Source organism: Streptomyces sp. NPDC088246, from assembly GCF_044741025.1.
Taxonomy (GTDB): Bacteria; Actinomycetota; Actinomycetes; order Streptomycetales; family Streptomycetaceae; genus Streptomyces.
Genome location: NZ_JBIURV010000036.1, coordinates 1 through 23,964 on the forward strand (window position 1 = coordinate 1; position 23,964 = coordinate 23,964).

The 23,964-nt window shown below is 70.1% G+C and carries 22 protein-coding genes and 1 pseudogene; 14 read left to right on the forward strand and 9 right to left on the reverse strand.

The genetic code is table 11. The annotated features are described in order from the left end of the window. Positions 1 to 167: 167 nt before the first annotated feature. The 4 genes from ACIPEK_RS34850 (at position 168) to ACIPEK_RS34865 (ending at position 6,237) form a co-directional block, all read left to right on the forward strand. Positions 168 to 839, forward strand: coding sequence for a LuxR C-terminal-related transcriptional regulator (locus ACIPEK_RS34850; RefSeq protein WP_402004681.1), 672 nt, complete (start codon positions 168 to 170; stop codon positions 837 to 839). A gap of 306 nt (positions 840 to 1,145) precedes the next feature. Further along, positions 1,146 to 3,101: a 2-oxoacid:acceptor oxidoreductase subunit alpha gene (locus tag ACIPEK_RS34855; protein ID WP_402004567.1), complete on the forward strand. Its 1,956-nt coding sequence runs from the start codon at positions 1,146 to 1,148 to the stop codon at positions 3,099 to 3,101. Continuing rightward, positions 3,094 to 4,152, forward strand: a complete 1,059-nt coding sequence (locus tag ACIPEK_RS34860; RefSeq protein WP_351263972.1) for a 2-oxoacid:ferredoxin oxidoreductase subunit beta — start codon at positions 3,094 to 3,096, stop codon at positions 4,150 to 4,152. Before ACIPEK_RS34855 ends, ACIPEK_RS34860 begins: the two co-directional genes overlap by 8 nt. Before the next feature lie 129 nt (positions 4,153 to 4,281). Then, a complete protein-coding gene (locus ACIPEK_RS34865; protein ID WP_383073540.1) occupies positions 4,282 to 6,237 on the forward strand; it encodes an APC family permease in 1,956 nt (651 codons plus the stop codon). Here ACIPEK_RS34865 and ACIPEK_RS34870 read toward each other — a convergent pair. Beyond that, positions 6,225 to 6,623 carry a winged helix-turn-helix transcriptional regulator gene (locus ACIPEK_RS34870; RefSeq protein ID WP_383073538.1) on the reverse strand — a complete coding sequence of 133 codons (399 nt, stop codon included), beginning with the start codon at positions 6,621 to 6,623 and terminating at the stop codon, positions 6,225 to 6,227. The genes ACIPEK_RS34865 and ACIPEK_RS34870 overlap by 13 nt on opposite strands. Positions 6,624 to 6,731: 108 nt before the next feature. Here ACIPEK_RS34870 and ACIPEK_RS34875 point away from each other — a divergent pair, with 108 nt between their 5' ends. The 5 genes and pseudogenes from ACIPEK_RS34875 to ACIPEK_RS34895 all read left to right on the forward strand — a co-directional run bounded on the left by ACIPEK_RS34875 (position 6,732) and on the right by ACIPEK_RS34895 (position 11,239). Continuing rightward, a complete protein-coding gene (locus ACIPEK_RS34875; protein ID WP_402004571.1) occupies positions 6,732 to 7,592 on the forward strand; it encodes an SDR family oxidoreductase in 861 nt (286 codons plus the stop codon). A 165-nt stretch (positions 7,593 to 7,757) separates the two neighbouring features. Next, positions 7,758 to 8,744, forward strand: a complete 987-nt coding sequence (rarD, locus tag ACIPEK_RS34880; protein ID WP_402004574.1) for an EamA family transporter RarD — start codon at positions 7,758 to 7,760, stop codon at positions 8,742 to 8,744. Between the two features lie 218 nt (positions 8,745 to 8,962). Further along, a pseudogene (locus ACIPEK_RS34885) lies at positions 8,963 to 9,243 on the forward strand (winged helix-turn-helix transcriptional regulator); the annotation flags it as partial. A gap of 70 nt (positions 9,244 to 9,313) precedes the next feature. Next, complete coding sequence (locus ACIPEK_RS34890; RefSeq protein ID WP_402004577.1) at positions 9,314 to 10,879, forward strand: FAD-dependent monooxygenase; 1,566 nt, start codon at positions 9,314 to 9,316, stop codon at positions 10,877 to 10,879. Positions 10,880 to 10,972: 93 nt separating this feature from the next. Further along, entirely contained in the window at positions 10,973 to 11,239 is a 267-nt protein-coding gene (locus tag ACIPEK_RS34895) for a hypothetical protein (protein WP_402004580.1), read from the forward strand. Between the two features lie 146 nt (positions 11,240 to 11,385). Here the strand turns inward: ACIPEK_RS34895 and ACIPEK_RS34900 are convergent, their stop codons facing one another. Together ACIPEK_RS34900 and ACIPEK_RS34905 are read right to left on the reverse strand one after the other, a co-directional pair. Then, complete coding sequence (locus ACIPEK_RS34900; protein ID WP_402004583.1) at positions 11,386 to 12,093, reverse strand: response regulator; 708 nt, start codon at positions 12,091 to 12,093, stop codon at positions 11,386 to 11,388. Then, a complete protein-coding gene (locus ACIPEK_RS34905; RefSeq protein WP_402004586.1) occupies positions 12,090 to 13,292 on the reverse strand; it encodes a sensor histidine kinase in 1,203 nt (400 codons plus the stop codon). The genes ACIPEK_RS34900 and ACIPEK_RS34905 overlap by 4 nt, the downstream gene beginning before the upstream one ends. A gap of 179 nt (positions 13,293 to 13,471) precedes the next feature. Between ACIPEK_RS34905 and ACIPEK_RS34910 the strand changes: the two genes are divergently transcribed. Further along, entirely contained in the window at positions 13,472 to 14,392 is a 921-nt protein-coding gene (locus ACIPEK_RS34910) for an ABC transporter ATP-binding protein (RefSeq protein WP_402004589.1), read from the forward strand. Then, positions 14,389 to 15,162: an ABC transporter permease subunit gene (locus ACIPEK_RS34915; protein WP_402004592.1), complete on the forward strand. Its 774-nt coding sequence runs from the start codon at positions 14,389 to 14,391 to the stop codon at positions 15,160 to 15,162. The genes ACIPEK_RS34910 and ACIPEK_RS34915 overlap by 4 nt, the downstream gene beginning before the upstream one ends. A gap of 69 nt (positions 15,163 to 15,231) precedes the next feature. Here ACIPEK_RS34915 and ACIPEK_RS34920 read toward each other — a convergent pair whose 3' ends face one another. Then, a complete protein-coding gene (locus tag ACIPEK_RS34920; RefSeq protein ID WP_402004594.1) occupies positions 15,232 to 15,846 on the reverse strand; it encodes a CGNR zinc finger domain-containing protein in 615 nt (204 codons plus the stop codon). A 22-nt stretch (positions 15,847 to 15,868) separates the two neighbouring features. On the opposite strand from ACIPEK_RS34920, the gene ACIPEK_RS34925 reads away from it, so the two are divergent. After that, entirely contained in the window at positions 15,869 to 16,318 is a 450-nt protein-coding gene (locus ACIPEK_RS34925; RefSeq protein WP_402004597.1) for a VOC family protein, read from the forward strand. A 183-nt stretch (positions 16,319 to 16,501) separates the two neighbouring features. Here the strand turns inward: ACIPEK_RS34925 and ACIPEK_RS34930 are convergent, their stop codons facing one another. Beyond that, complete coding sequence (locus ACIPEK_RS34930; protein ID WP_402004600.1) at positions 16,502 to 17,437, reverse strand: nitroreductase/quinone reductase family protein; 936 nt, start codon at positions 17,435 to 17,437, stop codon at positions 16,502 to 16,504. Between the two features lie 401 nt (positions 17,438 to 17,838). On the opposite strand from ACIPEK_RS34930, the gene ACIPEK_RS34935 reads away from it, so the two are divergent. Beyond that, a complete protein-coding gene (locus ACIPEK_RS34935) occupies positions 17,839 to 18,651 on the forward strand; it encodes an HAD family hydrolase (protein ID WP_402004603.1) in 813 nt (270 codons plus the stop codon). Between the two features lie 18 nt (positions 18,652 to 18,669). Here the strand turns inward: ACIPEK_RS34935 and ACIPEK_RS34940 are convergent, their stop codons facing one another. From ACIPEK_RS34940 to ACIPEK_RS34955, 4 genes are all read right to left on the reverse strand, one after another. Then, positions 18,670 to 19,293 (reverse strand): TetR/AcrR family transcriptional regulator, encoded by a 624-nt coding sequence (locus ACIPEK_RS34940; protein ID WP_383073514.1) that lies wholly within the window; start codon positions 19,291 to 19,293, stop codon positions 18,670 to 18,672. Positions 19,294 to 19,488: 195 nt separating this feature from the next. Next, positions 19,489 to 20,376, reverse strand: a complete 888-nt coding sequence (locus tag ACIPEK_RS34945; RefSeq protein ID WP_402004607.1) for an ABC transporter permease — start codon at positions 20,374 to 20,376, stop codon at positions 19,489 to 19,491. Further along, positions 20,363 to 21,346 carry an ATP-binding cassette domain-containing protein gene (locus ACIPEK_RS34950; protein ID WP_402004610.1) on the reverse strand — a complete coding sequence of 328 codons (984 nt, stop codon included), beginning with the start codon at positions 21,344 to 21,346 and terminating at the stop codon, positions 20,363 to 20,365. Before ACIPEK_RS34950 ends, ACIPEK_RS34945 begins: the two co-directional genes overlap by 14 nt. 134 nt (positions 21,347 to 21,480) lie before the next feature. After that, positions 21,481 to 22,731 carry an outer membrane lipoprotein carrier protein LolA gene (locus ACIPEK_RS34955; protein ID WP_402004613.1) on the reverse strand — a complete coding sequence of 417 codons (1,251 nt, stop codon included), beginning with the start codon at positions 22,729 to 22,731 and terminating at the stop codon, positions 21,481 to 21,483. A gap of 405 nt (positions 22,732 to 23,136) precedes the next feature. On the opposite strand from ACIPEK_RS34955, the gene ACIPEK_RS34960 reads away from it, so the two are divergent. Next, the gene (locus ACIPEK_RS34960; RefSeq protein WP_402004616.1) at positions 23,137 to 23,910 is read left to right on the forward strand and encodes a DeoR/GlpR family DNA-binding transcription regulator; all 774 of its coding nucleotides are present in this window, start codon (positions 23,137 to 23,139) and stop codon (positions 23,908 to 23,910) included. Positions 23,911 to 23,964: the final 54 nt, after the last annotated feature.

Consider the following 23,964-nt stretch of genomic DNA (forward strand, 5'->3'; position numbering starts at 1 on the left):
CTTTTTTGTGTTTGTGGGGCGGTGGTGGCCGCGCGCCGCCCCCCCCGCCCGGCCGGCGGGCCGGCCCCCCCCCCCCCCCCGCGGGCCGGGGACACGGCACTGCCGATACTGGGATGCTGGACGTCATACAGGCGGGACCAGCGAGCAGTGGGGGATACAGCGTCATGGTGGAGGACAGGGTGCGAGTAGTCATCGCCGAGGATTCGGTACTGCTTCGGGAGGGGCTCACCCGGCTGCTGACCGATCTCGGGCATGACGTCGTCGCCGGGGTGGGGGACGCAGAGGCGCTGATCAAGACGGTGCACGACCTCGCCGGACAGAATGCGCTGCCCGATGTGGTGGTCGCCGATGTGCGGATGCCGCCCACCCACACCGACGAGGGCGTGCGGGCGGCGGTGCAGCTGCGCAAGGACTATCCCGGGATCGGGGTACTGGTCCTTTCGCAGTACGTCGAGGAGCAGTACGCGACCGAGCTGCTGGCCGGATCCAGCCGAGGCGTGGGGTATCTGCTGAAGGACCGGGTCGCCGAGGTCCGGGAGTTCGTGGACGCGGTGGTCCGGGTGGCGCAGGGCGGGACGGCACTGGACCCGGAAGTGGTGGCGCAGCTGCTGGGGCGAAGCCGTAAACAGGACGTCCTGGCCGGGCTGACGCCGCGCGAGCGCGAGGTGCTCGGCCTGATGGCGGAGGGCCGGACGAACTCCGCGGTGGCCAGGCAGCTGGTGGTGAGCGACGGGGCCGTGGAGAAGCACGTCAGCAATATCTTCCTGAAGCTGGGCCTGTCCCCCAGTGACGGGGATCACCGCCGGGTGCTCGCGGTGCTGACCTACCTGAACTCCTGATGAGCTGACACCCTGTCAGATGCTTGGTGAAGGTCACCGCGGGGGGCCGGAGGCGGCCGTCGCGGTGACCCGCACCCCGGGCAGGGCCGATCGGGGTCCTAGAACCAAAGAATGAGTGCACAGCGTCTTCACCGAACGGCTGAGGGGCTTGCGAAACATGACAAAGCGGTATCAAATCGCGTCTCAAAACGACGTCCACCATATGACCGGTTCAGGGAAGGCGACCCTTACCGACGTAGGGTGGGCCTTGGGACCGCCGGCGGGCCGGCGGGTCCCGAGCCGCCGCCCCGAGGGAGGTCCAGTTCAGTGACCAGCCAGGTCAGTAGCCCAGCCGAACAGGCCGATGAGGCCAGCGAGGCGCTCGTCGGGGGGCCGCGTGCCCCCCATCCCGATCACGCGGGCGCCGGCGAGAAGGAGATCCGCCGCCTGGACCGGGTGATCATCCGCTTCGCGGGTGACTCCGGAGACGGTATGCAGCTCACCGGTGACCGGTTCACCTCGGAGACCGCGTCCTTCGGGAACGATCTCTCCACGCTGCCGAACTTCCCCGCCGAGATCCGCGCCCCCGCAGGCACCCTGCCGGGGGTTTCGTCGTTCCAGCTGCATTTCGCCGACCACGACATCCTGACGCCGGGCGACGCGCCGAACGTCCTGGTCGCGATGAACCCGGCCGCGCTCAAGGCCAACATCGGCGATGTGCCGCGCGGCGCCGAAATCATCGTCAACACCGATGAGTTCACCAAACGCCCGATGGCGAAGGTCGGCTACGAGACCAGTCCCCTGGAGGACGGCTCGCTGGAGGCGTACAACGTCCACCCGGTGCCGCTGACCACCCTCACGATCGAGGCGCTGAAGGAGTTCGGGCTCTCCCGCAAGGAGGCCGAGCGCTCGAAGAACATGTTCGCGCTCGGGCTGCTCTCCTGGATGTACCACCGGCCGACCGAGGGAACCGAGGCGTTCCTTCGCGCCAAGTTCGCGAAGAAGCCGCAGATCGCCGAGGCGAACGTGACCGCGTTCCGCGCCGGGTGGAACTTCGGGGAGACGACGGAGGACTTCGCGGTCAGCTACGAGGTGGCACCCGCCTCGCAGACCTTCCCGCCGGGTACGTACCGCAACATCTCCGGGAACCTGGCGCTGTCCTACGGGCTGATCGCCGCCGGCCGGCAGGCGGATCTGCCGCTCTACCTGGGCTCGTACCCGATCACCCCGGCCTCCGACATCCTGCACGAGCTCAGCAAGCACAAGAACTTCGGTGTACGCACCTTCCAGGCCGAGGACGAGATCGCGGGCATCGGCGCCGCGCTGGGCGCCGCGTTCGGCGGATCGCTTGCGGTGACGACGACGTCCGGGCCCGGGGTGGCCCTGAAGTCGGAGACCATCGGGCTCGCCGTCTCCCTCGAACTACCACTGATCGTCATCGACATCCAGCGCGGCGGCCCGTCCACCGGTCTGCCCACCAAGACCGAGCAGGCCGACCTGCTCCAGGCGATGTACGGGCGCAACGGCGAGGCCCCGGTCCCGATCGTGGCCCCGAAGACCCCGGCGGACTGCTTCGACGCCGCGCTCGACGCCGCCCGGATCGCGCTGACGTACCGCACCCCGGTGTTCCTGCTCTCGGACGGCTATCTCGCCAACGGCTCCGAGCCGTGGAAGATCCCCGAGATCGACGAACTCCCCGATCTGCGCGTCCAGTTCGCCACCGGTACGAACCATGAACTGGCCGACGGCACCGAGGTCTTCTGGCCCTACAAGCGCGACCCGCAGACCCTGGCCCGCCCGTGGGCCGTCCCCGGCACCCCCGGTCTCGAACACCGCATCGGCGGCATCGAGAAGCAGGACGGCAGCGGCAACATCTCGTACGACCCCGCGAACCACGACTTCATGGTCCGCACCCGTCAGGCCAAGGTCGACGGCATCGAGGTCCCCGACCTCGAAGTCGACGATCCGGGCGAGGCGCGGACGCTCGTGCTCGGCTGGGGTTCCACCTACGGCCCCATCACCGCCGCCGTCCGCCGGCTGCGCGCCGCCGGACAGCCCATCGCCCAGGCCCACCTGCGCAACGTCAACCCCTTCCCGAGGAATCTCGGCGAGGTGCTGAAGCGTTACGACAAGGTGGTGGTGCCGGAGATGAACCTCGGCCAGCTGGCCACGCTCATCCGGGCCAAGTACCTGGTGGACGCGCGCAGTTACAACCAGGTCAACGGTATGCCGTTCAAGGCCGAGCAGCTTGCGACGGCTCTCAAGGAGGCCATCGATGCCTGACACCAATGAACTCCTGCAGCTGGTGCCCAAGGCCGAGGCCAAGCAGTCCATGAAGGACTTCAAGTCCGACCAGGAAGTGCGCTGGTGCCCCGGTTGCGGTGACTACGCGGTCCTCGCCGCCGTGCAGGGCTTCATGCCCGAGCTCGGACTGGCGAAGGAGAACGTCGTCTTCGTCTCCGGCATCGGCTGCAGCTCCCGCTTCCCGTACTACATGAACACCTACGGGATGCACTCGATCCACGGCCGCGCCCCGGCCATCGCCACCGGTCTCGCCTCCTCCCGCCGCGACCTGTCCGTCTGGGTCGTCACGGGCGACGGCGACGCGCTGTCCATCGGCGGCAACCACCTCATCCACGCGCTGCGCCGCAATGTGAACCTGAAGATCCTGCTCTTCAACAACCGGATCTATGGACTCACCAAGGGGCAGTACTCCCCCACCTCCGAGGTCGGCAAGATCACCAAGTCGACACCGATGGGCTCGCTCGACGCCCCCTTCAACCCGGTGTCCCTGGCCATCGGCGCAGAGGCGTCCTTCGTCGCCCGTACGATCGACTCCGACCGCAAGCACCTCACGAGCGTGCTGCGCGCGGCGGCCGACCACCCGGGCACGGCGCTGGTGGAGATCTACCAGAACTGCAACATCTTCAACGACGGCGCCTTCGAGGTCCTCAAGGACAAGGACCAGGCGCAGAACGCGGTCATCCGGCTGGAGCACGGGCAGCCGATCCTCTTCGGCTCGGACAGCGACAAGGGTGTCGTGCGCGACCCGGCCACGGGTGACCTCAAGGTCGTCGCGGTCACCGAGGAGAACCGGTCGCAGATCCTCGTCCACGACGCCCACGCCGCCAGCCCCACCACGGCCTTCGCGCTGTCCCGGCTCGCCGACCCCGACACCCTGCACCAGACCCCCATCGGGGTACTGCGCAGCGTCGACCGGCCGGTCTACGACACGCAGATGGCCGAACAGCTCGAGACCGCCGTCGAGAGGGACGGCAAGGGCGACCTGGCCGCACTGCTCGCGGGCAACGACAACTGGACGGTCGTCGGCTAGCTGATACCCCAGGGGTACATCGGCCGACGGCACCCCTCAGGGGTACTTCCCCTCGCCGGACGGGCTGAATTTCGGCCCGTCCGGCGATTGCGGTCAGGCGTGCGACCGGCCACCGCGCACCATGTGGCCATGGCCCTGGACCGCCCCGCGTACCGCATCAAGCGGCGTCTGCTCGGCAGAGCGCTCACCACCGAGCGCATCAGCGAGGAGAAGCTGAACAACCGGACGGCGCTCGGGGTGCTCGCCTCCGACTGCATCAGTTCGTCCGCGTACGGCTCCGAGGAGATGCTCCGGGTCCTCGTACCCGTCGTCGGCGCCGCCGCGTTCACCCTGCTCATGCCGGTGACCGGCGCGATCCTGCTCGTACTGCTCCTTCTCACGCTCTGCTACAGCGATGTCGTGATGATCTACACGCGGGCGGGCGGGTCGTACGTCGTCGCCCGGGAGAACTTCGGGCCCAACATCGCGCAGATCGCCGCCGTGGCGCTGCTCGTCGACTACATCGTCACCGTCGCCGTCCAGGTCTCGGCCGGCACCAACGCCCTGATCTCGCTCGCCCACCTGGCCGGCAACGACTTCACCGGCCTGGACCATCTCCAGCTCCCGGTCTCCGTCGCCGTCATCGTGCTGCTCGCGTACGGGAATCTGCGCGGGGTCCGCGAGGCGGGCCGGGCCTTCGCGCTGCCCGCCTATCTCTTCATGGCCGCCGTCGGCCTCGTGCTTCTCGTCGCGGCGGTGCGTGGGCTCACGGGCGAGCTGCCGCGCGCCGATCTGCACGCCGCCGGGGTCGTGCCGCTCGGCACTCCGGGCAACGGCTGGCTCTACGGCGCCTCGCTCTTCATCGTGCTGCGCTCGTTCGCCAACGGCGGGTCGTCCCTCACCGGGCTCGAAGCGATCTCCAACGGCATCTCCACGTTCCGTGAACCCCAGGGCCGCAACGCCCGCCGCACCCTCATCGTCATGAGCACGGTGCTCGGCATCCTCGTGCTCGGCGTCTCCACGCTGGCGCACTTCACCCATGCCGTCCCGTACACCGACGGCACGCCCACCGTCATCGCGCAGGAGGCCCATCTCGCGTTCGGCGGCGGGCCGCTCGGTACGGCCGGGCTGGTCTTCGTGCAGCTGGCGACCGCGCTGGTCCTCTACACCGGCGCCAACACCCCGTTCACCGGCTTTCCGTACCTCGCGAGTTTCGTCGCCAAGGACCGGTTCCTGCCCCGTGTGCTGACCCGGCGCGGGCACCGGCTGGCGTTCTCCAACGGCATCATCTCGCTGGCTGTCGTCTCCCTGGCGCTGCTGCTGGTGACCGGCGCCAGCGTGGACAAGCTGGTGGCGCTGTACGCGATCGGCGTCTTCACCGCCTTCACCATGGCGGGGGCCGGCCTCACCGCGTACCATCTGCGGCGCCGCGAGCCGTACCGCAGGCTCAAGATCGCGGTCAATGGGACCGCCGCGGTCATCTCGGCCGCCGTGGTGCTGATCTTCGCCGTCACCAAGTTCACCGAAGGCGCCTGGCTGGTCGTGGTGGTCTTTCCGCTCGGGGTGTGGGCGCTGATGCGGATCAACCGCGAGTACCGGCGCGAGGCCGCCGTGCTGCAGAGCATCCACGCTCCGGGCGCCGACCGGTCGCGGTTCCGCCGTCATCTGGTCTTCGTCCTCGTCGAGACGCTCGACCTGGCGACGCTGAAGGCCCTGCGGTACGCCCATGAGCTGCGCCCGGACGAGATCCGGGCGGTGCACTTCGCGATCGACGAGGCGTACGCCAGACGGCTGGCCGCCCGGTGGGAGGCGACGGCCGCCACGTCCGTGTCCCTGGAGCTGGTGACATGCCCGGACCGGCGGCTGCGCCATGCCATGAAGGAGCTCGTGTCCCGCACCACGGAAGACGGGGAAACCTGGCTGACGGTGCTGGTACCCCGGCGGCTGTACAGCAACGCGCTCGGGAAGCTGCTGCACCGGGGCACGGGTGAGCAGATGGCGAAGACGCTGGCGCAACTGCCGCACGTGGCGGTGACGATCCTGCCGTTCGACGTCTCGCGGGCGCTGCGGACGCTGGAGGAGGGCCGCGCGCCTCAGCCGGACTGAGCCTGCTCCTTCTTCTCGGCGTCATACGTCTCGCGCGCCGCGTGCACGGCGTCCAGGCGCCGCTCCGTCCAGCGGGCCAGCGCCCATACCTGCTCGGCGGCCTCCCGGCCCAGCCCGGTGAGCGAATAGTCCACCCGCGGCGGGATCACCGGCTTCGCGTCCCGGTGCACGAAGCCGTCGCGCTCCAGCGTCTGGAGGGTCTGGGCCAGCATCTTCTCGCTGACGCCGCCGACCTCGCGGCGCAGCTCGCTGAAGCGGTACGAGCGCTCCAGCAGGGCGGCGAGGACCAGGACGCCCCAGCGGCTGGTGACATGTTCGAGCACCAGCCGGGAGGGGCACATCTGCCGGTTCACATCGGGCTTCCTGCTCAGGTCACTCACGCTCATGCCAGTACCTTACTTCAAAGTGGGTACTTTCGATTGGTTAGTGCACCCCGTACAGTGAGTCTGCGAGCCCAAACAAGGACCAGTGCCCCCAAAGAGGAGAAACCCCCCATGAGCATCGTTGTCACCGGAGCCACCGGAGAGCTCGGCCGTCTCGTCATCGACCAGTTGCTCACCGCCGTGCCCGCGAACGAGATCGCCGCCGTCGTCCGCAACGAGGAGAAGGCCGCCCCGCTCGCCGCCCGCGGCGTCGAGCTCCGCGTCGCCGACTACGACCGTCCGGAGTCCCTCAAGGACGTCTTCCGGGCCGGTGACCGCGTCCTGCTCATCTCCGGCAGCGAGGTCGGCAAGCGCGTACCGCAGCACACCGCCGTCATCGACGCGGCCAAGGCGGCGGGCGTGGCGCAGCTCGCGTACACCGGCGTGCTGGGCGGCCCCGACGCCGACTTCAAGCTGGCCGACGAGCACAAGGTCACCGAGCAGCTGATCCTCGACTCCGGGCTGCCGCACACCTTCCTGCGCAACGGCTGGTACACCGAGAACTACACCGCCAACCTCGCCCCCGTCCTGGAGCACGGCGCCGTCGTCGCCAACGCGGGCGACGGACGGGTCGCCTCCGCCACCCGCGCCGACTACGCCGCCGCGGCGGCCGCCGTGCTGACCGGTGAGGGTCACATCGGCGCGGTCTACGAGCTGAGCGGCGATGTCGCCTGGTCGTTCGCGGACTACGCGGCGGAGGTCGCCAAGGCCACCGGCAAGGAGATCGTGCACAAGAACGTCCCGGCCGCCGTGCACCAGGAGATCCTGGTCGGCGCCGGTCTGCCCGAGGGGTTCGCGGCGATCCTCGTCGACGTCGACGCCGCGATCGAGCGCGGACTGCTCGCCGGTACGAGCGGTGACCTGGCCCGGCTGATCGGCCGGCCGACGACGCCGCTCGCCGAGACGGTGGCCGCGACGGTGGCCACGGCGTAACTCCGCCCCGTCACCGACACGGCGGACGCGACGCAACTTCGCTCCCCCGCACCTCACGGGCCCCATGTCATGACCGTATGGCGATACGGCTATGACATGGGGCCCTCCCGGCGCTACCGTCGTGCAGTCGGCGGAGCAGTTGACACAGACGTGCCGGGAGGGCCCGTGAAGGGAACAAATGAACAACGGGCCGGGCTGCTGTCCGGTATCGGCGCCTACGGCCTGTGGGGCGTCGTCCCGCTGTTCTGGCCGCTGCTGAAGCCCGCCGGCGCGATCGAGATCCTCGCCCATCGCATGGTCTGGTCCCTCGGGTTCGTCGGCATCGCACTGCTGGTGCTGCGCCGCTGGTCCTGGATCGGTGAGCTGGTACGGCAGCCGAAGAAGCTCGGCCTGATATCGGTCGCCGCGGCCGTGATCACGGTCAACTGGGGTCTGTACATCTGGTCCGTGAACAACGGCCATGTCGTCGAGGCCTCGCTCGGCTACTTCATCAATCCGCTGGTCACCATCGCCATGGGCGTTCTGCTCCTCGGCGAACGGCTGCGCCCCGCGCAGTGGGTGGCGGTCGGCACCGGTGTCGCGGCGGTGCTCGTGCTGGCGATCGGGTACGGACGGCCGCCGTGGATCTCGTTGACACTGGCGTTCTCCTTCGCGACATACGGCCTGGTGAAGAAGAAGGTCAACATGGGCGGCCTGGAGTCGCTCACCGCCGAGACCGCCGTACTGTTCGTGCCCGCGCTCGGCTATCTGCTGTGGCTGGGCGCGCAGGGCGATGCGACGTTCACCTCCGAGGGCCTCGGTCATTCGGCGCTGCTGGCCGCGACGGGTGTCGTCACAGCCACGCCGCTCGTCCTTTTCGGAGCGGCGGCCATCCGCGTACCGCTCTCCACGCTGGGCCTGCTGCAGTATCTGGCGCCGGTCTTCCAGTTCATCCTCGGCATCCTGTACTTCCACGAGGAGATGCCGCCGGAGCGGTGGGCCGGGTTCGCCCTGGTGTGGCTGGCGCTCACCCTGCTGACCTGGGACGCGTTCCGGACGGCGCGGCGGACGAGGGCGCAGGCGCAGACTCGTGCGGCCCGGCTGGCGGCGCAGCAGACACCGACGGCCGGGGATTCCGCTTCGTCCTCCTCCGCCGCAACCCCAGCGAAGTGACCAGCGCCCCCGCCGCCACCATCACCACCAAGACGACGAGCGCCGCCCGACAGGCCGCCAGGGAGGCTCCGGGCGAGCCGTCCGTACCCGCCGACGCGATCCCGTACACCGCCGTCACCGCCGAGATCCCGACCGCCGAGCCGAACCGGGTCGAGGTGTGCAGCAGCCCGCCCGCCAGGCCCTGTTCCCGGTCCGGTACGCCGTCGGTCGCCGCGTACTCCAGGCGCAGGCTCCGCTTCACCCAGCCCGTCGCGAGATCGACGGCATCAGCCGGCGGATGCTGACGGTCACCCTGCGCCAGCTGGAGCGCGACGGACCGGTCGAGCGGACGGTCCACACCGTGGTGCCGCCGCGCGTGGAGTACGAGCTGACACCGCTCGGAGGCACGCTGCACACCACGATCCGGGCGCTCGTCACCTGGACACAGGAGCACCGGGGCGAGATCGCGATGGCGCGCGCCGCCTACGACGCCCGCGAGGCCGCGGACGCACAATTTTAGTTACTGAGTTGCTTTTTTGACTTGGTTGCGTTTCTCTGGGGGTCCACGGACCCGTAACCGAGGAGCCTCCATGCCCGCATCCGCGCCCACCACCCACGTACTGATCGTCGGCTCGGGGCCGACCGGTCTGACCCTGGCCTGCGATCTGGCCCGGCGCTCCATCGACGTACGGATCATCGACAAGTCCCCGGAGTTTCCGCGCAGTTCACGGGCCAAGGGCCCCAACCCCCGCTCCCTGGAGGTCCTGGAGGACCTCGGCGTGGTGGACAGGGTCCTGGCCGCGGGCTCGGCGCCACTGCCCATGCGCAAATACCGGAACGGGCTGCCGATCGCCGACACCGACCCGTTCGGGGCGTCGCACCCGACTCCGGACACCCCGTACGACCGGGGGTGGCTGATCGCCCAGTGGCGGCTGGAGGAGATCCTGCGGGACCGCCTGGCGGAGTACGGAGTGCACGTCGAACTCGACGCGGAAGCCGATCGGTTGACGGCGGGCTCCGACTCGGTGACCGTCGGGCTCGCAGACGGCCGGAGCATCGAGGCGCGGTACGTGGTGGGCTGCGACGGCGGCCACAGCCCGGTGCGCAAGCTGCTCGGCGTCCGCTTCGAGGGGAAAACGACCGAGGAACAGATGATGGTCTGCGGGGACGTGGAGGCGGACGGCCCCGACCGCGGCTACTGGCACCAGTGGTTCGACGAGGACGGCGCCGTGATGCTGTGCCCGATCCCGGGTACGCGCTCGGGCTGGTGGTTCCAGGCGGGGCCGGAGCGGGACCGGGCGGGCGCCCCCGTACCGCCCTCGCTGGAGAGCTTCCGGCGGCTCTTCGCCAAGCACACCGGACTGCCGGGCGCCCGCCTGACGCAGGCCACCCTGCTGTCCACGTACCGGGTCAACGAGCGCATGGCCGACCGCTACCGGGTGGGTCGCGTACTGCTGGCCGGGGACGCCGCGCATGTGCACTCCATCGCGGGCGGACTGGGCATGAACACCGGGATCCAGGACGCGTTCAACCTGGGCTGGAAGCTCGCCCGGGTCGTCACCGGCCAGGCCGCTCCCGGCCTGCTGGACACGTACGAGGAGGAGCGGCTGCCCGTGGCCTCCTGGGCGCTGGACATCAGCTCCGAGCGACTGCGGGTCACCCTCGATGCGATCAGGCAGCCGGGCGGCGGCCTGGACTCGGCGTTCACCGGGGAGACCACGGGCCTCGGCCTGGGCTACCGCTGGAGCTCCCTCTCCCCCGCAGGCTCCACCGCCCGCCTGCGAGCGGGCGACCGCGCCCCGGACGCCCCCTGCCGCGACGCCGGGACGGGCGCACCGGCCCGGCTGTTCGAGGCGTTCGCCGGACCGCACTTCACCCTGCTGGGCTTCGGCCCGGCCACGACGGACGCGCTGCGGGCGACGGAAACGACGTACGGCGACGCGGTGCGGGCGTACGGGGTGGACGCGGAGGCACGGCACGGCCTGACCGACGACGCAGGCCACGCCCGCTCGGCGTACGGCATCGAAACGGGCGCCGACACCCTCGTCCTGGTCCGCCCGGACAACCACGTGGGGCTGATCGCGCCGGCCGACGACGGCCGGGCTGTCATGGACTACCTGGACCACCTGAGCGGTACGGCATTCAGGCGGCTTTGAGCGCGTCACGGCGAGCAATCCCGGAACTACCGCATGCTCATATTTTCCTGACATGTTATGAGCCGATTTACGCGCACGTCCGGGAACTCCCGCGTGCTCCTGCGCACCGCCACCGCGGCCCTGTCCACGCTGTCCTTCCTCGTCTGCGGAACCTCGCCCACCACGCACACGGACGACAGCGTGGAGCAGGTCCACCCGTCCGGCCTCGATTCCCTGCGCTCCGGTGCGACGGCCGACGTCCGCCGCACCGATCGCACGATCGCCACGTACCGCGTCCACGCCATCGAGGAGTACCTGGAGAAACGCTTCCCCGGCACTGTCGTCCACGGCCTCACGATCAAGCCCAAGTACGCAGCATGACGGCGTAGCGGTGGGGGACCCCTTACCCGGCTGCGCCCGGCGGTTGCGTGATGGTGCCGGGGCGTGGCGGAACATGGCGAGGCGTCAGCACTTCGCCTGGCCCGGGGCCCCCGTCCGCACTGCGACGGGGGCCCCGGGCCACCCCCTCAGGAACCGAGCGGTGGTCGTGCCACCGTGACCAGGCCGCTCTCGTACGCGACGATCACCAGTTGGGCGCGATCGCGGCAAGCGAGCTTGGTGAGCAGGTGGCTGACGTGGGTCTTCACGGTGGCAATGCCGAGATACAGCCGTTCGGCGATCTCGGTGTTGGACAGACCGCAGGCGATGAGGGTGAGGACTTCGCGTTCGCGCTCGGTCACGCCGTCCAGGGTGCGACGCAGCGGTCGCGAGGGCTCCGGGCGGCGGACGAACTCCGCGATCAGGCGTCGCGTCACGGCCGGTGCCAGCAGCGCCTCGCCGGCGGCGATGACCCGTATCGCCGCGAGCAGCTCGCCGGGCGGCGTGTCCTTGAGCAGGAAGCCGCTGGCGCCGGCTCGCAGCGCGGCGTAGACGTACTCGTCCAGGTCGAACATCGTCAGGATCAGCACTTTGACGTTCGCGGTCCCGGGAGAGCCGCAGATCCGCCGGGTCGCCTCGATGCCATCCATCCCGGGCATCCGCACGTCCATCAGGACCACGTCCGGCTGATCCTGCTCGGCAAACCGCACCGCCTCCGTCCCGGTCGCCGCCTCCGACGTGGTCACCAGGCCGGGCTCGGCATCGACGAGAACTCGCAGACTGCCGCGCAGCAGCGCCTGGTCGTCCGCGATCAGGACCCGGACCGGGTTACCGGGCGGATCGGCGGGCCGGATCATTCGTCCTCCTGGTACGGCAGGGACACGTGCACCGCGAAGCCTCCCTCCGGACGCGGTCCGGCGGTGAAAGTGCCGCCGTACACGGCGACGCGTTCGCGCATGCCGACGATGCCATGACCGCCGGGTGTCGTCGCGAGGGTCGCCCGGTCACCTCCATCGTCGATGACGGCGAGCCGGACGTCGTGGCCGTTCGCATCGACCACCACCCGGCAGCGGGTTGCCGGGCCGGCATGCTTGGCAACGTTGGTGAGCGCCTCCTGCACGATCCGGTAGACGGCCAGCGCGACTCCGCCGGGCAGGCTTTCGACACCGCGCATGGTCAGCTGCGCGCCGGCCTGCCCGACGAGCTCGGGGAGAGCAACGGCGCTGGGAACCGGGCCAAGAGCCGCCGCCTGCCGCTCGTCTTCGGAGGTGCGCAGCACACCGAGCATCCGGCGCATGTCGTTCAGCGCGATGCGGCTCGTGCGCTCGATGACCTGCAGTGCGTCGTACGCCTCTTGCGGCCTGATATGCAGCACGTGGTTGGCAACGCCGGCTTTGACCGCGATCAGGCCCATGCTGTGCGTGACGACGTCATGCAGTTCGCGGGCGATCCGCAGGCGTTCCTCCGTGACGGCCCGCTGCGCGAGCTGCTCGGCCGCCCGGACGGCGAATGCGCGCCTCTGCCGCGCGGCGCGCCCCAGCTCCCAGGCACCGAGCAGTGCGGCAAAGCCGAGCAACAGCAGACCCGGGCCGTCGCGCCACCAGTACGCTTCGCCGGCACGCGCCACTCCGACAGCGCCGGCCGCGGTCAGCACGGCGATCGTCAGGCCGGGCAGCCATCGTTGCCACCAACGGCGCAACGGCATCATGACAGCGACGGTGTAGATAGCGAACGCCGCCGACAGGAACGGGTCCCACGCCGCGTCCCGTACGACGGCCACGACGGTCACCGCCAGCACGACAACGAACACGGGCAACGGCCAGATCCGCCGTACGGCGACAGGCGCGGTGGCCGCGGCTATGAGCGCGAGCCGCTCCCACGGCACCGGGGCCGGGGGCGGCGGCGCGGACGACGACGAGATGGCCGTCGGCCCGGTCAACAGCAGCGCGACCGCGTAGACGAGCACGAACACGCAGTCCAGGGCAATGAGTTGGCGTCGGCTCAGCCGCCGGGCCAGGATCGGATGGTCGGGGTCCACCGCAGTACCTGCTTGCACCGCTCGACCCTATCCAGGCGTACGGCGCTCCACTTCCGTCCAGGGGTTGTCGCAGCCGCTCCTCCTGCAGTCGGATGCGCGGCCGCGCGTGACGGTCAGCCTCCACCCGCGGGTGGAGGAAGGACAGTCAGCCCCGAGCCGGATGCGGCGGGCGCCTCGCGTCGCGGACCATCACCGGCATGATCGAAGTAACCGACCTGACCAAGCGCTACGGGAGAACCACCGCTGTGGAGGGGCTCACCTTCCAGGTACGGCCCGGCCGGGTGACCGGATTCCTGGGCCCCAACGGCGCCGGGAAGTCCACCACGATGCGCATGATGCTGGGCCTGGACCGGCCGACGACCGGCGAGGTACGCATCGACGGCGCACCGTACCAGCGGCTTCACGACCCGCTGCGTACGGTGGGTGCGCTGCTCGACGCCAAGGCGGTGCACCCTGGCCGAACCGCGCTGAACCATCTGCGGTGTCTGGCCCGCAGCAACGGGATCCCGCCGCGTCGCGTCCATGAGGTGGTCGAGCTGGCCGGCCTGCGAAGCGCCGCGCGCCGTCGGGCGAGGACGTTCTCGCTGGGTATGAGTCAGCGGCTGGGAATCGCCGCGGCGTTGCTCGGCGACCCCGCCGTCCTGGTGCTCGACGAGCCTGTCAACGGGCTCGACCCGGAAGGCGTCCTGTGGATCCGGCAGCTCATGCGGGACCTGGCGGCACAAGGGCGCACCGTCCTGGTGTCCAGCCACCTGATGAGCGAGGCGGCGCTCACCGTGGACCACCTCATCGTCATCGGCCGCGGTCGGCTCCTCGCGGACACCAGCATGACCGCATTCATCGACAGGCACACGGACGCGGGCGTGCAGGTGCGCACGCCTGAACCGCAGCGGCTGCGCGAAGTGCTGGCCGGCGCAGGAATCACGGTCACCGACTGCGCCGACGGCAGCCTGAATGTGGCCGCCGCCGCGGAGCGGATCGGCGAACTTGTCGCAGCGCACGCGGTGACGGTGCACGAGGTGACGCGGAGTACCGCGTCTCTCGAAGAGGCGTTCATGCGGCTGACCGCCGACACGGTCGAATACCGGGCAGAACTGCCGGGAGGAACACCCCGATGACCAGCAATTCGCCCCGAGCGGTTCTCGCCTCCGAATGGACCAAGGCGTGGACCGTACGCTCGACCAGCCTCACCCTGCCGCTGGCCTTCGCGCTCAGCACCGGCCTCGGCACCCTCATCGCGCTCAACTGGCGCAGCAACATCGAGCACGTCGTCAACTTCGATCCACTGGTTGCCGGCCTGTACAGCGTGACCCTCGGACAGCTCGCCCTGGTTGTGTTCGGCGTCCTGCTCGTCGGCTCCGAGTACTCATCCGGATCGATCCGGGCGTCGCTGTCCGCGGTGCCCCGGCGTGGTCTGCTCTACGGCGGCAAGGTGCTGGTCGGGACGCTGGCTGCCCTCGCCGGCTCGACGGTCACCGTCATCGTCACGTTCGCCGGGGCGCAGGCGGCCCTCGGCCCGTACGGCACCACGCTCACTGCGGACGGGATCCCGACCGCCCTTGTCGGCGCCATTGCCTACCTGACGTTGATCTGCACCTTCTCCATGGGAATCGCGACCATCGTGCGCAGCTCGGCAATCTCGCTGGGCGTCCTGCTCCCGATGCTGTTCCTCGGCGCCCAAGGACTCGGCAACGTCCCCGTCCTGAAGCCCGTCCTGCAGTACCTGCCCGACCAGGCCGGCCTGGAACTGATGCGCATTGCCGGACCGCCCGGCGACGGACGATTCGGCCCCGACTACGGTTCCGGGACGGCTCTCGTCATCCTGCTGGCCTGGACTGCCGCCGCTCTGACAGGCGGCTACCTGGTCCTGCGCCGGCGTGACGCCTGACGCATGGTCCCGTATGGTCCGCGACCGCCATGGGCGGCCGCGGGACAGCCGAGGTGTCGGCATGAGTCCTCAGTTGTCGGCCGTGGCATGCCGGGCGCGGTGGGCCCGTACCTTGTGGAGGTTTCCGCAGCGCTCCATCGCACACCACCGCCGCCTGCCCGGCCGTGAGGTGTCGACGAAGAGCAACTTGCAGTTGTCGGAGCCGCATTCACGGATGCGGTCGGCGTACGGGCCGGTGAACAGCTCCACCGCATCGCGGGCGACGGTCGACAGAAGGGCCGTTCCCGTGGCATCCGGGCCCCAGGCGAGGGTGCCGGAGTCCACGGCGACACGAGGGACGAGCGGGGGCTCGGCCGCCGCAGCGTTCACCGTGGTGAGGTCCGCCGGGTCGAAGGGGCGGCCGTGTGCGCGAGCGACGGCCAGGTTCCAGAGGGCGGCGCGCAACTCGTGGGCCCGCCGCAGCTCCTCCGTACTCACCGAAAGGGACAGGCCGTCCGGCAGCCGGCTCTCGCCCGCCCATCGCACCAGGTCGGCGGGGGTGTGCAGCACCTCGTACGCCGCGTACCGCGCATACCCGCCGGTGGGCAGCAACTCCAGGCACAGGGCGCCCGGATCGAAGCGATAGGGACGGCCTGCCCGTGGGCGGAGAGTCAGCCCCGGTGCGCCCATTGCCGAGTCGGTCATGTAACCACTATAAACGGTACCCATGACCCTGAACTGGAAGCTCGTCATCGACTCGGCCGACCCGCACGCCCAGGCCGCCTTCTGGGGCGAGGCCCTCGGCTACCTGGTCGAGGACAACAGCGCACTGGTCGAGCGGGTTCTCGGCCTCGGCGCGGCGCCGGAGGAGGCGACGGTCCTGGTCGACGGCCGCCGCGCCTGGCGCGACCTCGTGGCGGTCCGTCACCCTGACGATCCGTACGAGAAGGAGAGCGGAATCGGCCTCGGGCGACGGCTGCTGTTCCAGCGCGTACCGGAGGCCAAGACCGTGAAGAACCGGCTCCACCTCGACGTGCACGCGGGCCCGGAGCGACGCGAGGCAGAAGTGACACGGCTGGAGGGGCTGGGCGCGAGGGTGCTCCGCAGGGTCGAGGAACCGGGCGGCACGTGGACCGTCCTCGCCGATCCCGAGGGCAATGAGTTCTGCGTGCAATAGCCTCGGGCGGTACTGCCGGTGCGGGGTTCTTCATTGCTGCCGGGCACCGGGACCGCTCCCGTGCCGGGCGCGGGAGGCCGGGCACGGCGGGCGGCTGTGCGGCGTGGCTCCCGCGCCGACCGCCGCCCGCCGAGTCCGGAGATCGCCACGCCGGCACGGAGGGCGTGGGGAGATCCTCGATTCCTACTCGCGAGGAGCCGGAGGAACCGGAGGAACCGGAGGAACCGGCGGCCATGGGACATCGGCCAGCAGGGGAAGGATCTGCTCCTCCTCGTAGTCGAGGTGCGCGTTCAGCTCCGTCGACATCCGGGCCAGCTCGGAGTGGAAGCGCTCGGGTTCGGTGATGCCGATGCCCGCCAGCAGGGCTGCCAACTCGCCCTGGATGCGTGCGACCGTGCGGTGTTCGTCGGCGAGCCGGGCGAAGGTGTCGGTCAAGTGCGGGTGGTGGCGGGCGATTCCGGGGAACAGATGCGCGTCCTCGCCGGCGTGGTGGAACTCCAGGGCCTGGCAGAACGCCAGGCAGCGCTGCCTGATCCGGAGCCCCAGGCTCGGGGCCGGCGGTTCACCGGGGCCCCGGTGGGCCGCCCGTGCGATGAAGTGGGCATCGGCCTCCGCCTTCACCTGGCGCAACTGGCCCCGCAGCCAGGTGTGGACCTCCATGACCTTGTCGGCAAGGCTGTTGACCTCGCGGGGGCCCTCCCAGCCGTCGGGCTCGGCGCGCTCCAGCACCACGACCGGCAGGGACCGGGTGGTCCTGGCCTGGTAGTCGCCGTATCCGGGCGCCGCTTCCACGGCGTGTGCGAACAGTTCCTCGCGCCGCGCTCCCTCGGCGGGAACCGCGAGGGCCTGGAAGGTACGGGTGCCGACCTCCACCCGTACCACGGGGTGGGCGAGCAGGTTGTGGTACCAGTCGGGGTGGGTCGGGGCACCGAGGTTGGAGCCGACGATCAGCAGCGAGTCGCCGTGGCGGACATAGCCGAGAGGAGTGGTGGTCTCCTTCCCCGACCTCGCGCCGGTGGTCGTCAGCAGGAGCAGATCGCCGCCCTCGAAGGGGCCACCGACCTTCCCTCCATTGGCGCGGAACTCCTCGATGACTGATTGATTGAAGGATGTGGGCATACGGTTCTGTGTCTCCGGAAGATGCGGATGAAGCCCGCAGTGACTGCGGGAACGACTGATCGTGCTGCGCACGGAACGGAGCCACCGCACGGCCGACCGCCGGACTCGGCCCGGCGGCACCCACGGTGCGCGATCACAGGACTTGGCGTCGGGGCGGCGCACATGACGGCGCCGGGACGCGCGAACGGCAGATGATGGCGTGCGGCTGCTGCGCTACGTCATGTACAGGGCGCGGAGTATGAACTCATCACGGACCCCTCGGATGAAGGGTGTTCGCCCGACCACCGGCCGGCCCACTGCTCTTTGGCCGGCGTCACGCGACACCGGTCTCATTACACGCAGCCGGCCATCGCCTGTCAACGCCGAAGTGCGCGCACCCGGGCGGACCTTAGGCTTGATCCATGCCCATCCCGCCCGCATATGCCCTCGTCGCCACGGACCTGGACGGCACCCTGCTGCGCCGCGACGACACCGTGAGCCCCCGCACCCGCGCCGCGCTCGCCCTGGCCGTACGGGCCGGGGCGCGGCATCTCGTGGTCACCGGGCGGCCCGTGCCAGGCATAAGGGGGCTGCTCGACGGGCTGGGCTACCGGGGGCCGGTGGTCTGCGGGCAGGGGACTCAGCTGTACGACGCCGGGTCCGGGCGGATGGTACGCACGCTCCCCCTGGACCGGGAGGCGGCCGACACCGCGCTCGGCAAGATCGAGGCCCAGGTGGGACCGGTCCACGCGGCCGTGGACCAGGACGGGACCGAGGGCCGGACACTGATCGAGCCGGGATATCGGATGCCCCACCCCACGCTTCCCGCCCAACGGACGTGTCATCGGCACGAGTTGTGGTCCGCACCCGTCATCAAGGTCCTCATCCGGCACCCGGAGCTCACGGACGACGCGCTGGCCGAGGCGGCCCGTACGGCGGTCGGCGATCTCGCCTCCGTCACGCTCTCCGGCCCCGGCACCGTCGAACTGCAGCCGTACGGTGTCGACAAGGGCAGCGGGCTCGCGCTGGCGGCCGAGTTCCTGGGCGTGGACGCGGGCACCACGATCGCCTTCGGAGACATGCCCAACGACCTGCCGATGTTCCGCGCGGCCGGTTACGGCGTCGCCATGGCCAACGCCCATCCGGACCTCCGGGCCGCGGCGGACGAGGTGACGTCGTCGAACGAGGGCGACGGGGTGGCGGAAGTGCTGGAGCGGGTGTACGGATCCCGGTGATCGTTCCGCAAGCAGTTCTCAGCCGTTCCCGCCCCCCGGCGGGAGCACCTCCGGCACCTCCGGGGCCCCCAGCGCCCGCAGCACATGCGCGACCAGTGCCGCGATCGTCTCCTCGTCCTGCACCGGTTTGCGCAGCACATGGCGGTAGTACACCGGCCCGTACAGCATCTCCACCGCCAGCGGAAGATCGGCGCCCGGTGGGATCTGGCCCTGCTCCTGCGCCCGGCGCAGGCGGGCGACCGCCTCGTTGAAGCGGGGGTCGATCAGTTTCGTTCTGACTGTTTCCGCGAGTGCGTCGTCGTGGTGGACCTCGGAGAGAATCCCGGCGTACGCGGGGCCGTAGGGCGGTGTGGAGAGCAGCTTCACCGCGCCCATCACATTGGCGCGCAGATCGGCGGCGATGTCGCCGGTGTCGACGAACGGCGTCGTGCCGACCAGCGCGTCGGTGAACGCCTCCAGCATCACCGCACTCTTCGACGGCCACCAACGGTAGATCGTCTTCTTGCTGACACCCGCTCTGGCCGCGATGGCCTCGACCGTGACCCGGCCGTACCCCTTCTCCGTACACAGCTCGAGGGCGGCTTCCAGGATCGCCCGTCGTGATCTCTCGCTGCGACGCAGTGAACTCGGCGATGTGATCATTCGGTGAGCATAGGTGTATTTGAGCCAATCCTTGTTGACAGTCCGTCGCCAGAAGTCGAACAATACTGAGGCGGAAACGGAACGTGCCGTGTCGTATCGTTCCTGCTGTTCGCACCGTTCGTGCCGTTCGTGCCGCGACGAGCCGATCGGGGGACGGCTCGCCCGGCCGACGGCGCGAGTGCGAAGTGCCGTGCGTCAGGCGGTGATGTCCTTCGCCGTGAAGCGGGCCCAGGCCGCCGAGCCGAACACCGCCGCGTACAAGCCCTGCAGTCCCAGGTTCTTGACCACCTCGTCCCAGTACACGGGGTCGCGCAGCAGGTCCGCGTACGACATCCAGTAGTGCGGGAAGAGATACGGATGGATGCCGCTCAGCTGCGGGATCGTGTCCACGATCTGCACGGTGATCAGCATCCCGACAGTGGCGGCCATGGCCGCGATCCCGCTGCTGGTGAGGGTCGAGATGAACAGACCGATCGCCGCGAATCCGATCAGTGACGCCGCGACCACCACCGCGATCAGTCCGGCCCGCAGCAGCCCTTCGCCGAACCCGATCCGGGTCCCCGAGATGGTGGTGACCTCACCCACCGGGAACAGCAGCGCGCCCACGGCGAGCGCCGAGAGGGCCACGACCAGGGTCGCGACCAGGCAGAACGTGAGGACGGAGGCGTACTTCGTCAGCAGCAGCCGGGTCCGGCCCGCCGGGGCGACCAGCAGATAGCGCAGGGTGCCGGCGTTGGCCTCGCCCGCGATCGAGTCGCCCGCGACGACCCCGACGGCCATCGGGAGGAAGACCGGGAGCGTCACGGCGAGGGCCGCGAAGACCAGGAACAGGCCGTTGTTGGTGACCTGGGAGAGGAAAGCGGGGCCTCCCCCGCCACCGCCCGGTCCGGGCGAGGAGCCGTGATTCGTCTCGATCTTCACCGCGATCCCGATCAGCACGGGAACGGCGGCCAGCACCCCGAGCAGCGCGAGGGTGCGCCAGCGGCGGAGTGTGGTGGTCAGTTCGGAGCGGAGGATTCCGAAGGTCCACAGCGGATTGCGCGCCCTGCCCGCCCCTACGATTACGGCTTCAGCCTGCGACATCGAAACCCTCTCCGGTGAGTGCGACAAAGGCGTCCTCCAACGAGGCCCGTTCGACGCCGAAGGACCGCAGGCGTACGCCGGCGTGCACCAGCGCCGCACTGAGGTCCGCGAGTTCGACGTCTCCCGGCGGGGCCTCGGCGCTCACCCGGTCGCCGTCGACCGTGATACCGGTGACGCCCAGCTCCTTGAGGACGCGGGCGGCTTCCCCCGGGTCGGGGGTGGTCACGGCCAGCCGGCCGCGCGCCCCGGCCGCCAGATCCGCGACCGGGCCCTGGGTGATCAGCCGGCCCCTGGCCATCACCGCGGCATGTGTGCAGACCTGCTCGATCTCGTCGAGGAGGTGGGAGGAGAGAAAGACGGTGGTGCCCTCCGCCGCCAGTTCTCTGACCAGGGCACGGATCTCGCGCATGCCCTGCGGGTCCAGGCCGTTCGTCGGCTCGTCCAGGACGAGCAGGCGGCGCGGCTGGAGCAGGGCGGCGGCGAGCCCGAGGCGCTGCTTCATGCCGAGCGAGTACGCCTTGGCCTTCTTGCCGGCCGCCGCGGCGAGCCCGACCCGGTCCAGGGCCTGCCCGACCCGGTCCCGGCGGGTGCGCGGATCGGCGGTCGGGTCGGCGGAGTCGTAGCGCAGCAGATTGTCCCGGCCGCTCAGGAAGCCGTACAGGGCGGGCCCCTCGATCAAGGCTCCGACCTGCGGAAGTACGGCGCGGGCCGCGCCCGGCATGGGGTGGCCGAGGACCTGCGCGGTGCCGGACGTCGGGTCGATCAGGCCCATCAGCATCCGGATGGTCGTGGTCTTCCCCGAGCCGTTGGGGCCGAGGAATCCGAAGACACTGCCGCCGGGGACGCTGAGGTCGAGGCCGTCGACGGCGAGTTGGCCGCCGCGGTACCGCTTGGTGAGACCCCGTGTCTCGATCACGGCCCCGGGGTCGGTCACCGCCCTCGGCTCGGTCACGGTCCCAGGCTCTGTCATGCGTACTCCCCCATGGGTCGGGTAGGGCCTGTCCGGCGGATCAGGGCCGGACAGCGCCTCAGCGGACCGCCCCGCCGTACGGAGGGTACGGCGGGGCGGGTGGCCTGCGGCGGGAAGCGCGACGCGCCCCGGCGTCAGGCGGCGTTGTCAGCCGCCTTGACCAGCGCGTCCGACGTGACCGCGCCGACGTACACCGTGCCGTCCTCCGTCATCAGCGCGTTGACCAGGCGGGTCTTGAAGACCGTGCCCGAGCCGAACTTTCCGGAGACCTTGTCGCCCAGCGAGTCCAGGAACTGCTGCGCCTCGGCCGGTACGTCACCCGACGCCTTCGTGGGGAGTCCGGTGCCGCCCGGGGTCCTGATCTCGGCGATCGCGTTCCAGCCCTCACCGATGACCTTCGTGTCCTTGGAGCCCTGGCCCCCGGCGCCCAGTCCCTCGGCGCCCGGGAACATGCCCAGGCCCCCTGCCCCGTCGGTCTTGCGCTGTGCCTTCGCGTCGTCGGCCTCGGTCACCTCGGCACCCTTGGGCGGGGTGAACGTGAACGAGGAGGCGGCCGGCTTCGCGAAGTCGACCTTGGTGAAGCCGGCGTCGACGACGGCCTTGCCACCACTGCTCGGAAGCAGCGTGAACTTCAGCGGCACACCGGTCTTCGCGTCGACCGCGACCGTGACCGAGCCGATCGTGGAGCCGCTCTGCCTGGGCTTGATGAGCAGCTTGTACGCGTCACGTCCGGCGACCTGCGCCGTGCCGTCGACCGTCACCGATGTGGTGGGGCCGGCGGCCTTCAGGACCTGTTCGGCGAGCGCCTTCGGCGTGGTCGGCACGCCCTCGGGAGCCCGGGTCGAGTGCCCGGACTCCTTCCCGCTCCCGTCCTCGGTGGCGTGGTAGGCCTGGTTGGTCCCGCTGTCGTACGCCCAGACCTGATCACCGTTGTGGATCAGGCTGTACTCCGCCGCGTTTTCCAGGATCGACACCCGCTGCTTGTCGGGGCCGTCGGCGGCCACCCGCAGGGTGTGCGTGCCGGACGCCAGCTCCGTCATCTTCGTCTGCGGGTCGGCGGTCGAATCGCCCTTGGCGCTGCCGGTGTCGCCCTGGACGAAGGAGCCGGCCAGACCGCCGAGCGACGGGATGCCGAGGTCCGTGCTGATCTTCACCGTGCCGGAGAGCTGCTGGGTGTCCGAAGCGGCTATCTTCTCGATGAGCTGCTGTGCGGTGATCTTCGGCAGATCGGGGTCACCGGTGCTCGCGAGCGCCGGGACGAGCCCGATCGTCGCGGCCGCCACTCCCGCCACCGTGACCGGGACGATGTAGCGCGCCGCCTTTCGACGGCCCGCGGCTGCGCCCCTGGTCCCGCCGTTGGTCTCTACGCTGTCGTTCGGTGCCATGTGTGCCCTACCTCCGTGGTCGGCGGCTTCCGTCCGGATGCACTCGTCCACTCCGTGCCGCCATTCTCACCGATTCGTTCAGGAGTGGTCGTTCCCCATCTGACCAAACCTGCGGCGCGCAATCGTCACTCCCGGGGAGCAACTCCACCTACCTCTTCGGTATGACACCACCCGGGCGCACCTTCCCCGTCCCGTAGGGGTGGGCCCCCGGCTCCAGGACCGACACGCCGGCCGGGCCGGGCCGGGCGGGCAGAGCCGGAAACCGCGTCACATGCCCGCCGATCGGGTCACGGCGCGGGAGACAGGTGAATTACACGCCAACTCTTGACGATTTTCGGTCACGCGTCCACACTTTCAGGCATCTCCAGTCACTTTTCCACGAAACCAGTCAGCGAGGTTGCCGGGATGCTGCCAGCCGAACGCCACCGTCGGATCTCCACCGCCGTGGAGCGCAGCGGCACGATCAGCACCGAGAGTCTGGCCGAGCAGCTCGGCGTCTCGGCCGAGACCGTGCGCCGGGATCTGGCACAGATGGAGAAGCAGGGGCATCTCATGCGGGTGCGCGGCGGTGCGGCAGCGCTGTCCGTCGTCCGCGGCCTGAGCGGCGAAGAGGCATCCTTCACGGAGCGGTCCGCCTCGCAGCAGCAGGCCAAGACGGCGATCGGGCGAGCCGCGGCGGACCTGGTCCGCTCCGGCATGACCGTCGTGATCGACGTCGGCACGACGGCTCTGCAGGTCGCCTGCGCCCTGGCACCGGACTTCCGGGGGACGGTGGCGACCCCGTCCCTGCTCGTCGCGGCCGAGCTGTCCACCCGCCCCCATGTCGACGTGCTGGTTCCCGGCGGACGAATCCGGGGCGGCGACCTGGTCTGCTCCGGCCCGCTGACAGTGGACTTCTTCAACGGCCTCTACGCCGACATGGCGTTTCTCGGCTCCGGCGGTGTCGACAGCTCCGCCGGGATGACCGACTTCTACTTCGAGGAGAACGCGACCAAGCGCGCGATCCTCGCCCGCAGCGCGCTCAGCTACGTCCTGGCCGACGGGAGCAAACTCGGACGGGTGGCTCCGCACCGCGTCTGCGGATTCGACGACTGCACCGGCCTGATCACCGACCAGGCGCCCGAACCGTCCCTGGCTTCGGTCATCGAGCAGTCGGGCGCAGTGGTGATCTCGGCCTGACACTCCTGAGCGCCTCGGCGCTCTCTCCTCGGCGATGTCTCCGTGCGAGACGCG

Bases quoted from the DNA above. Each gene is read 5' to 3' on its own strand.
- ACIPEK_RS34860 (WP_351263972.1), top strand. From the start codon at position 3,094: ATGCCTGACACCAATGAACTCCTGCAGCTGGTGCCCAAGGCCGAGGCC.
- ACIPEK_RS34865 (WP_383073540.1), top strand. From the start codon at position 4,282: ATGGCCCTGGACCGCCCCGCGTACCGCATCAAGCGGCGTCTGCTCGGC.
- ACIPEK_RS34870 (WP_383073538.1), bottom strand. From the start codon at position 6,623: ATGAGCGTGAGTGACCTGAGCAGGAAGCCCGATGTGAACCGGCAGATG.
- ACIPEK_RS34875 (WP_402004571.1), top strand. From the start codon at position 6,732: ATGAGCATCGTTGTCACCGGAGCCACCGGAGAGCTCGGCCGTCTCGTC.
- ACIPEK_RS34890 (WP_402004577.1), top strand. From the start codon at position 9,314: ATGCCCGCATCCGCGCCCACCACCCACGTACTGATCGTCGGCTCGGGG.
- ACIPEK_RS34900 (WP_402004583.1), bottom strand. From the start codon at position 12,093: ATGATCCGGCCCGCCGATCCGCCCGGTAACCCGGTCCGGGTCCTGATC.
- ACIPEK_RS34910 (WP_402004589.1), top strand. From the start codon at position 13,472: ATGATCGAAGTAACCGACCTGACCAAGCGCTACGGGAGAACCACCGCT.
- ACIPEK_RS34915 (WP_402004592.1), top strand. From the start codon at position 14,389: ATGACCAGCAATTCGCCCCGAGCGGTTCTCGCCTCCGAATGGACCAAG.
- ACIPEK_RS34920 (WP_402004594.1), bottom strand. From the start codon at position 15,846: ATGACCGACTCGGCAATGGGCGCACCGGGGCTGACTCTCCGCCCACGG.
- ACIPEK_RS34925 (WP_402004597.1), top strand. From the start codon at position 15,869: ATGACCCTGAACTGGAAGCTCGTCATCGACTCGGCCGACCCGCACGCC.
- ACIPEK_RS34930 (WP_402004600.1), bottom strand. From the start codon at position 17,437: ATGCCCACATCCTTCAATCAATCAGTCATCGAGGAGTTCCGCGCCAAT.
- ACIPEK_RS34935 (WP_402004603.1), top strand. From the start codon at position 17,839: ATGCCCATCCCGCCCGCATATGCCCTCGTCGCCACGGACCTGGACGGC.
- ACIPEK_RS34940 (WP_383073514.1), bottom strand. From the start codon at position 19,293: ATGATCACATCGCCGAGTTCACTGCGTCGCAGCGAGAGATCACGACGG.
- ACIPEK_RS34945 (WP_402004607.1), bottom strand. From the start codon at position 20,376: ATGTCGCAGGCTGAAGCCGTAATCGTAGGGGCGGGCAGGGCGCGCAAT.
- ACIPEK_RS34950 (WP_402004610.1), bottom strand. From the start codon at position 21,346: ATGACAGAGCCTGGGACCGTGACCGAGCCGAGGGCGGTGACCGACCCC.
- ACIPEK_RS34955 (WP_402004613.1), bottom strand. From the start codon at position 22,731: ATGGCACCGAACGACAGCGTAGAGACCAACGGCGGGACCAGGGGCGCA.
- ACIPEK_RS34960 (WP_402004616.1), top strand. From the start codon at position 23,137: ATGCTGCCAGCCGAACGCCACCGTCGGATCTCCACCGCCGTGGAGCGC.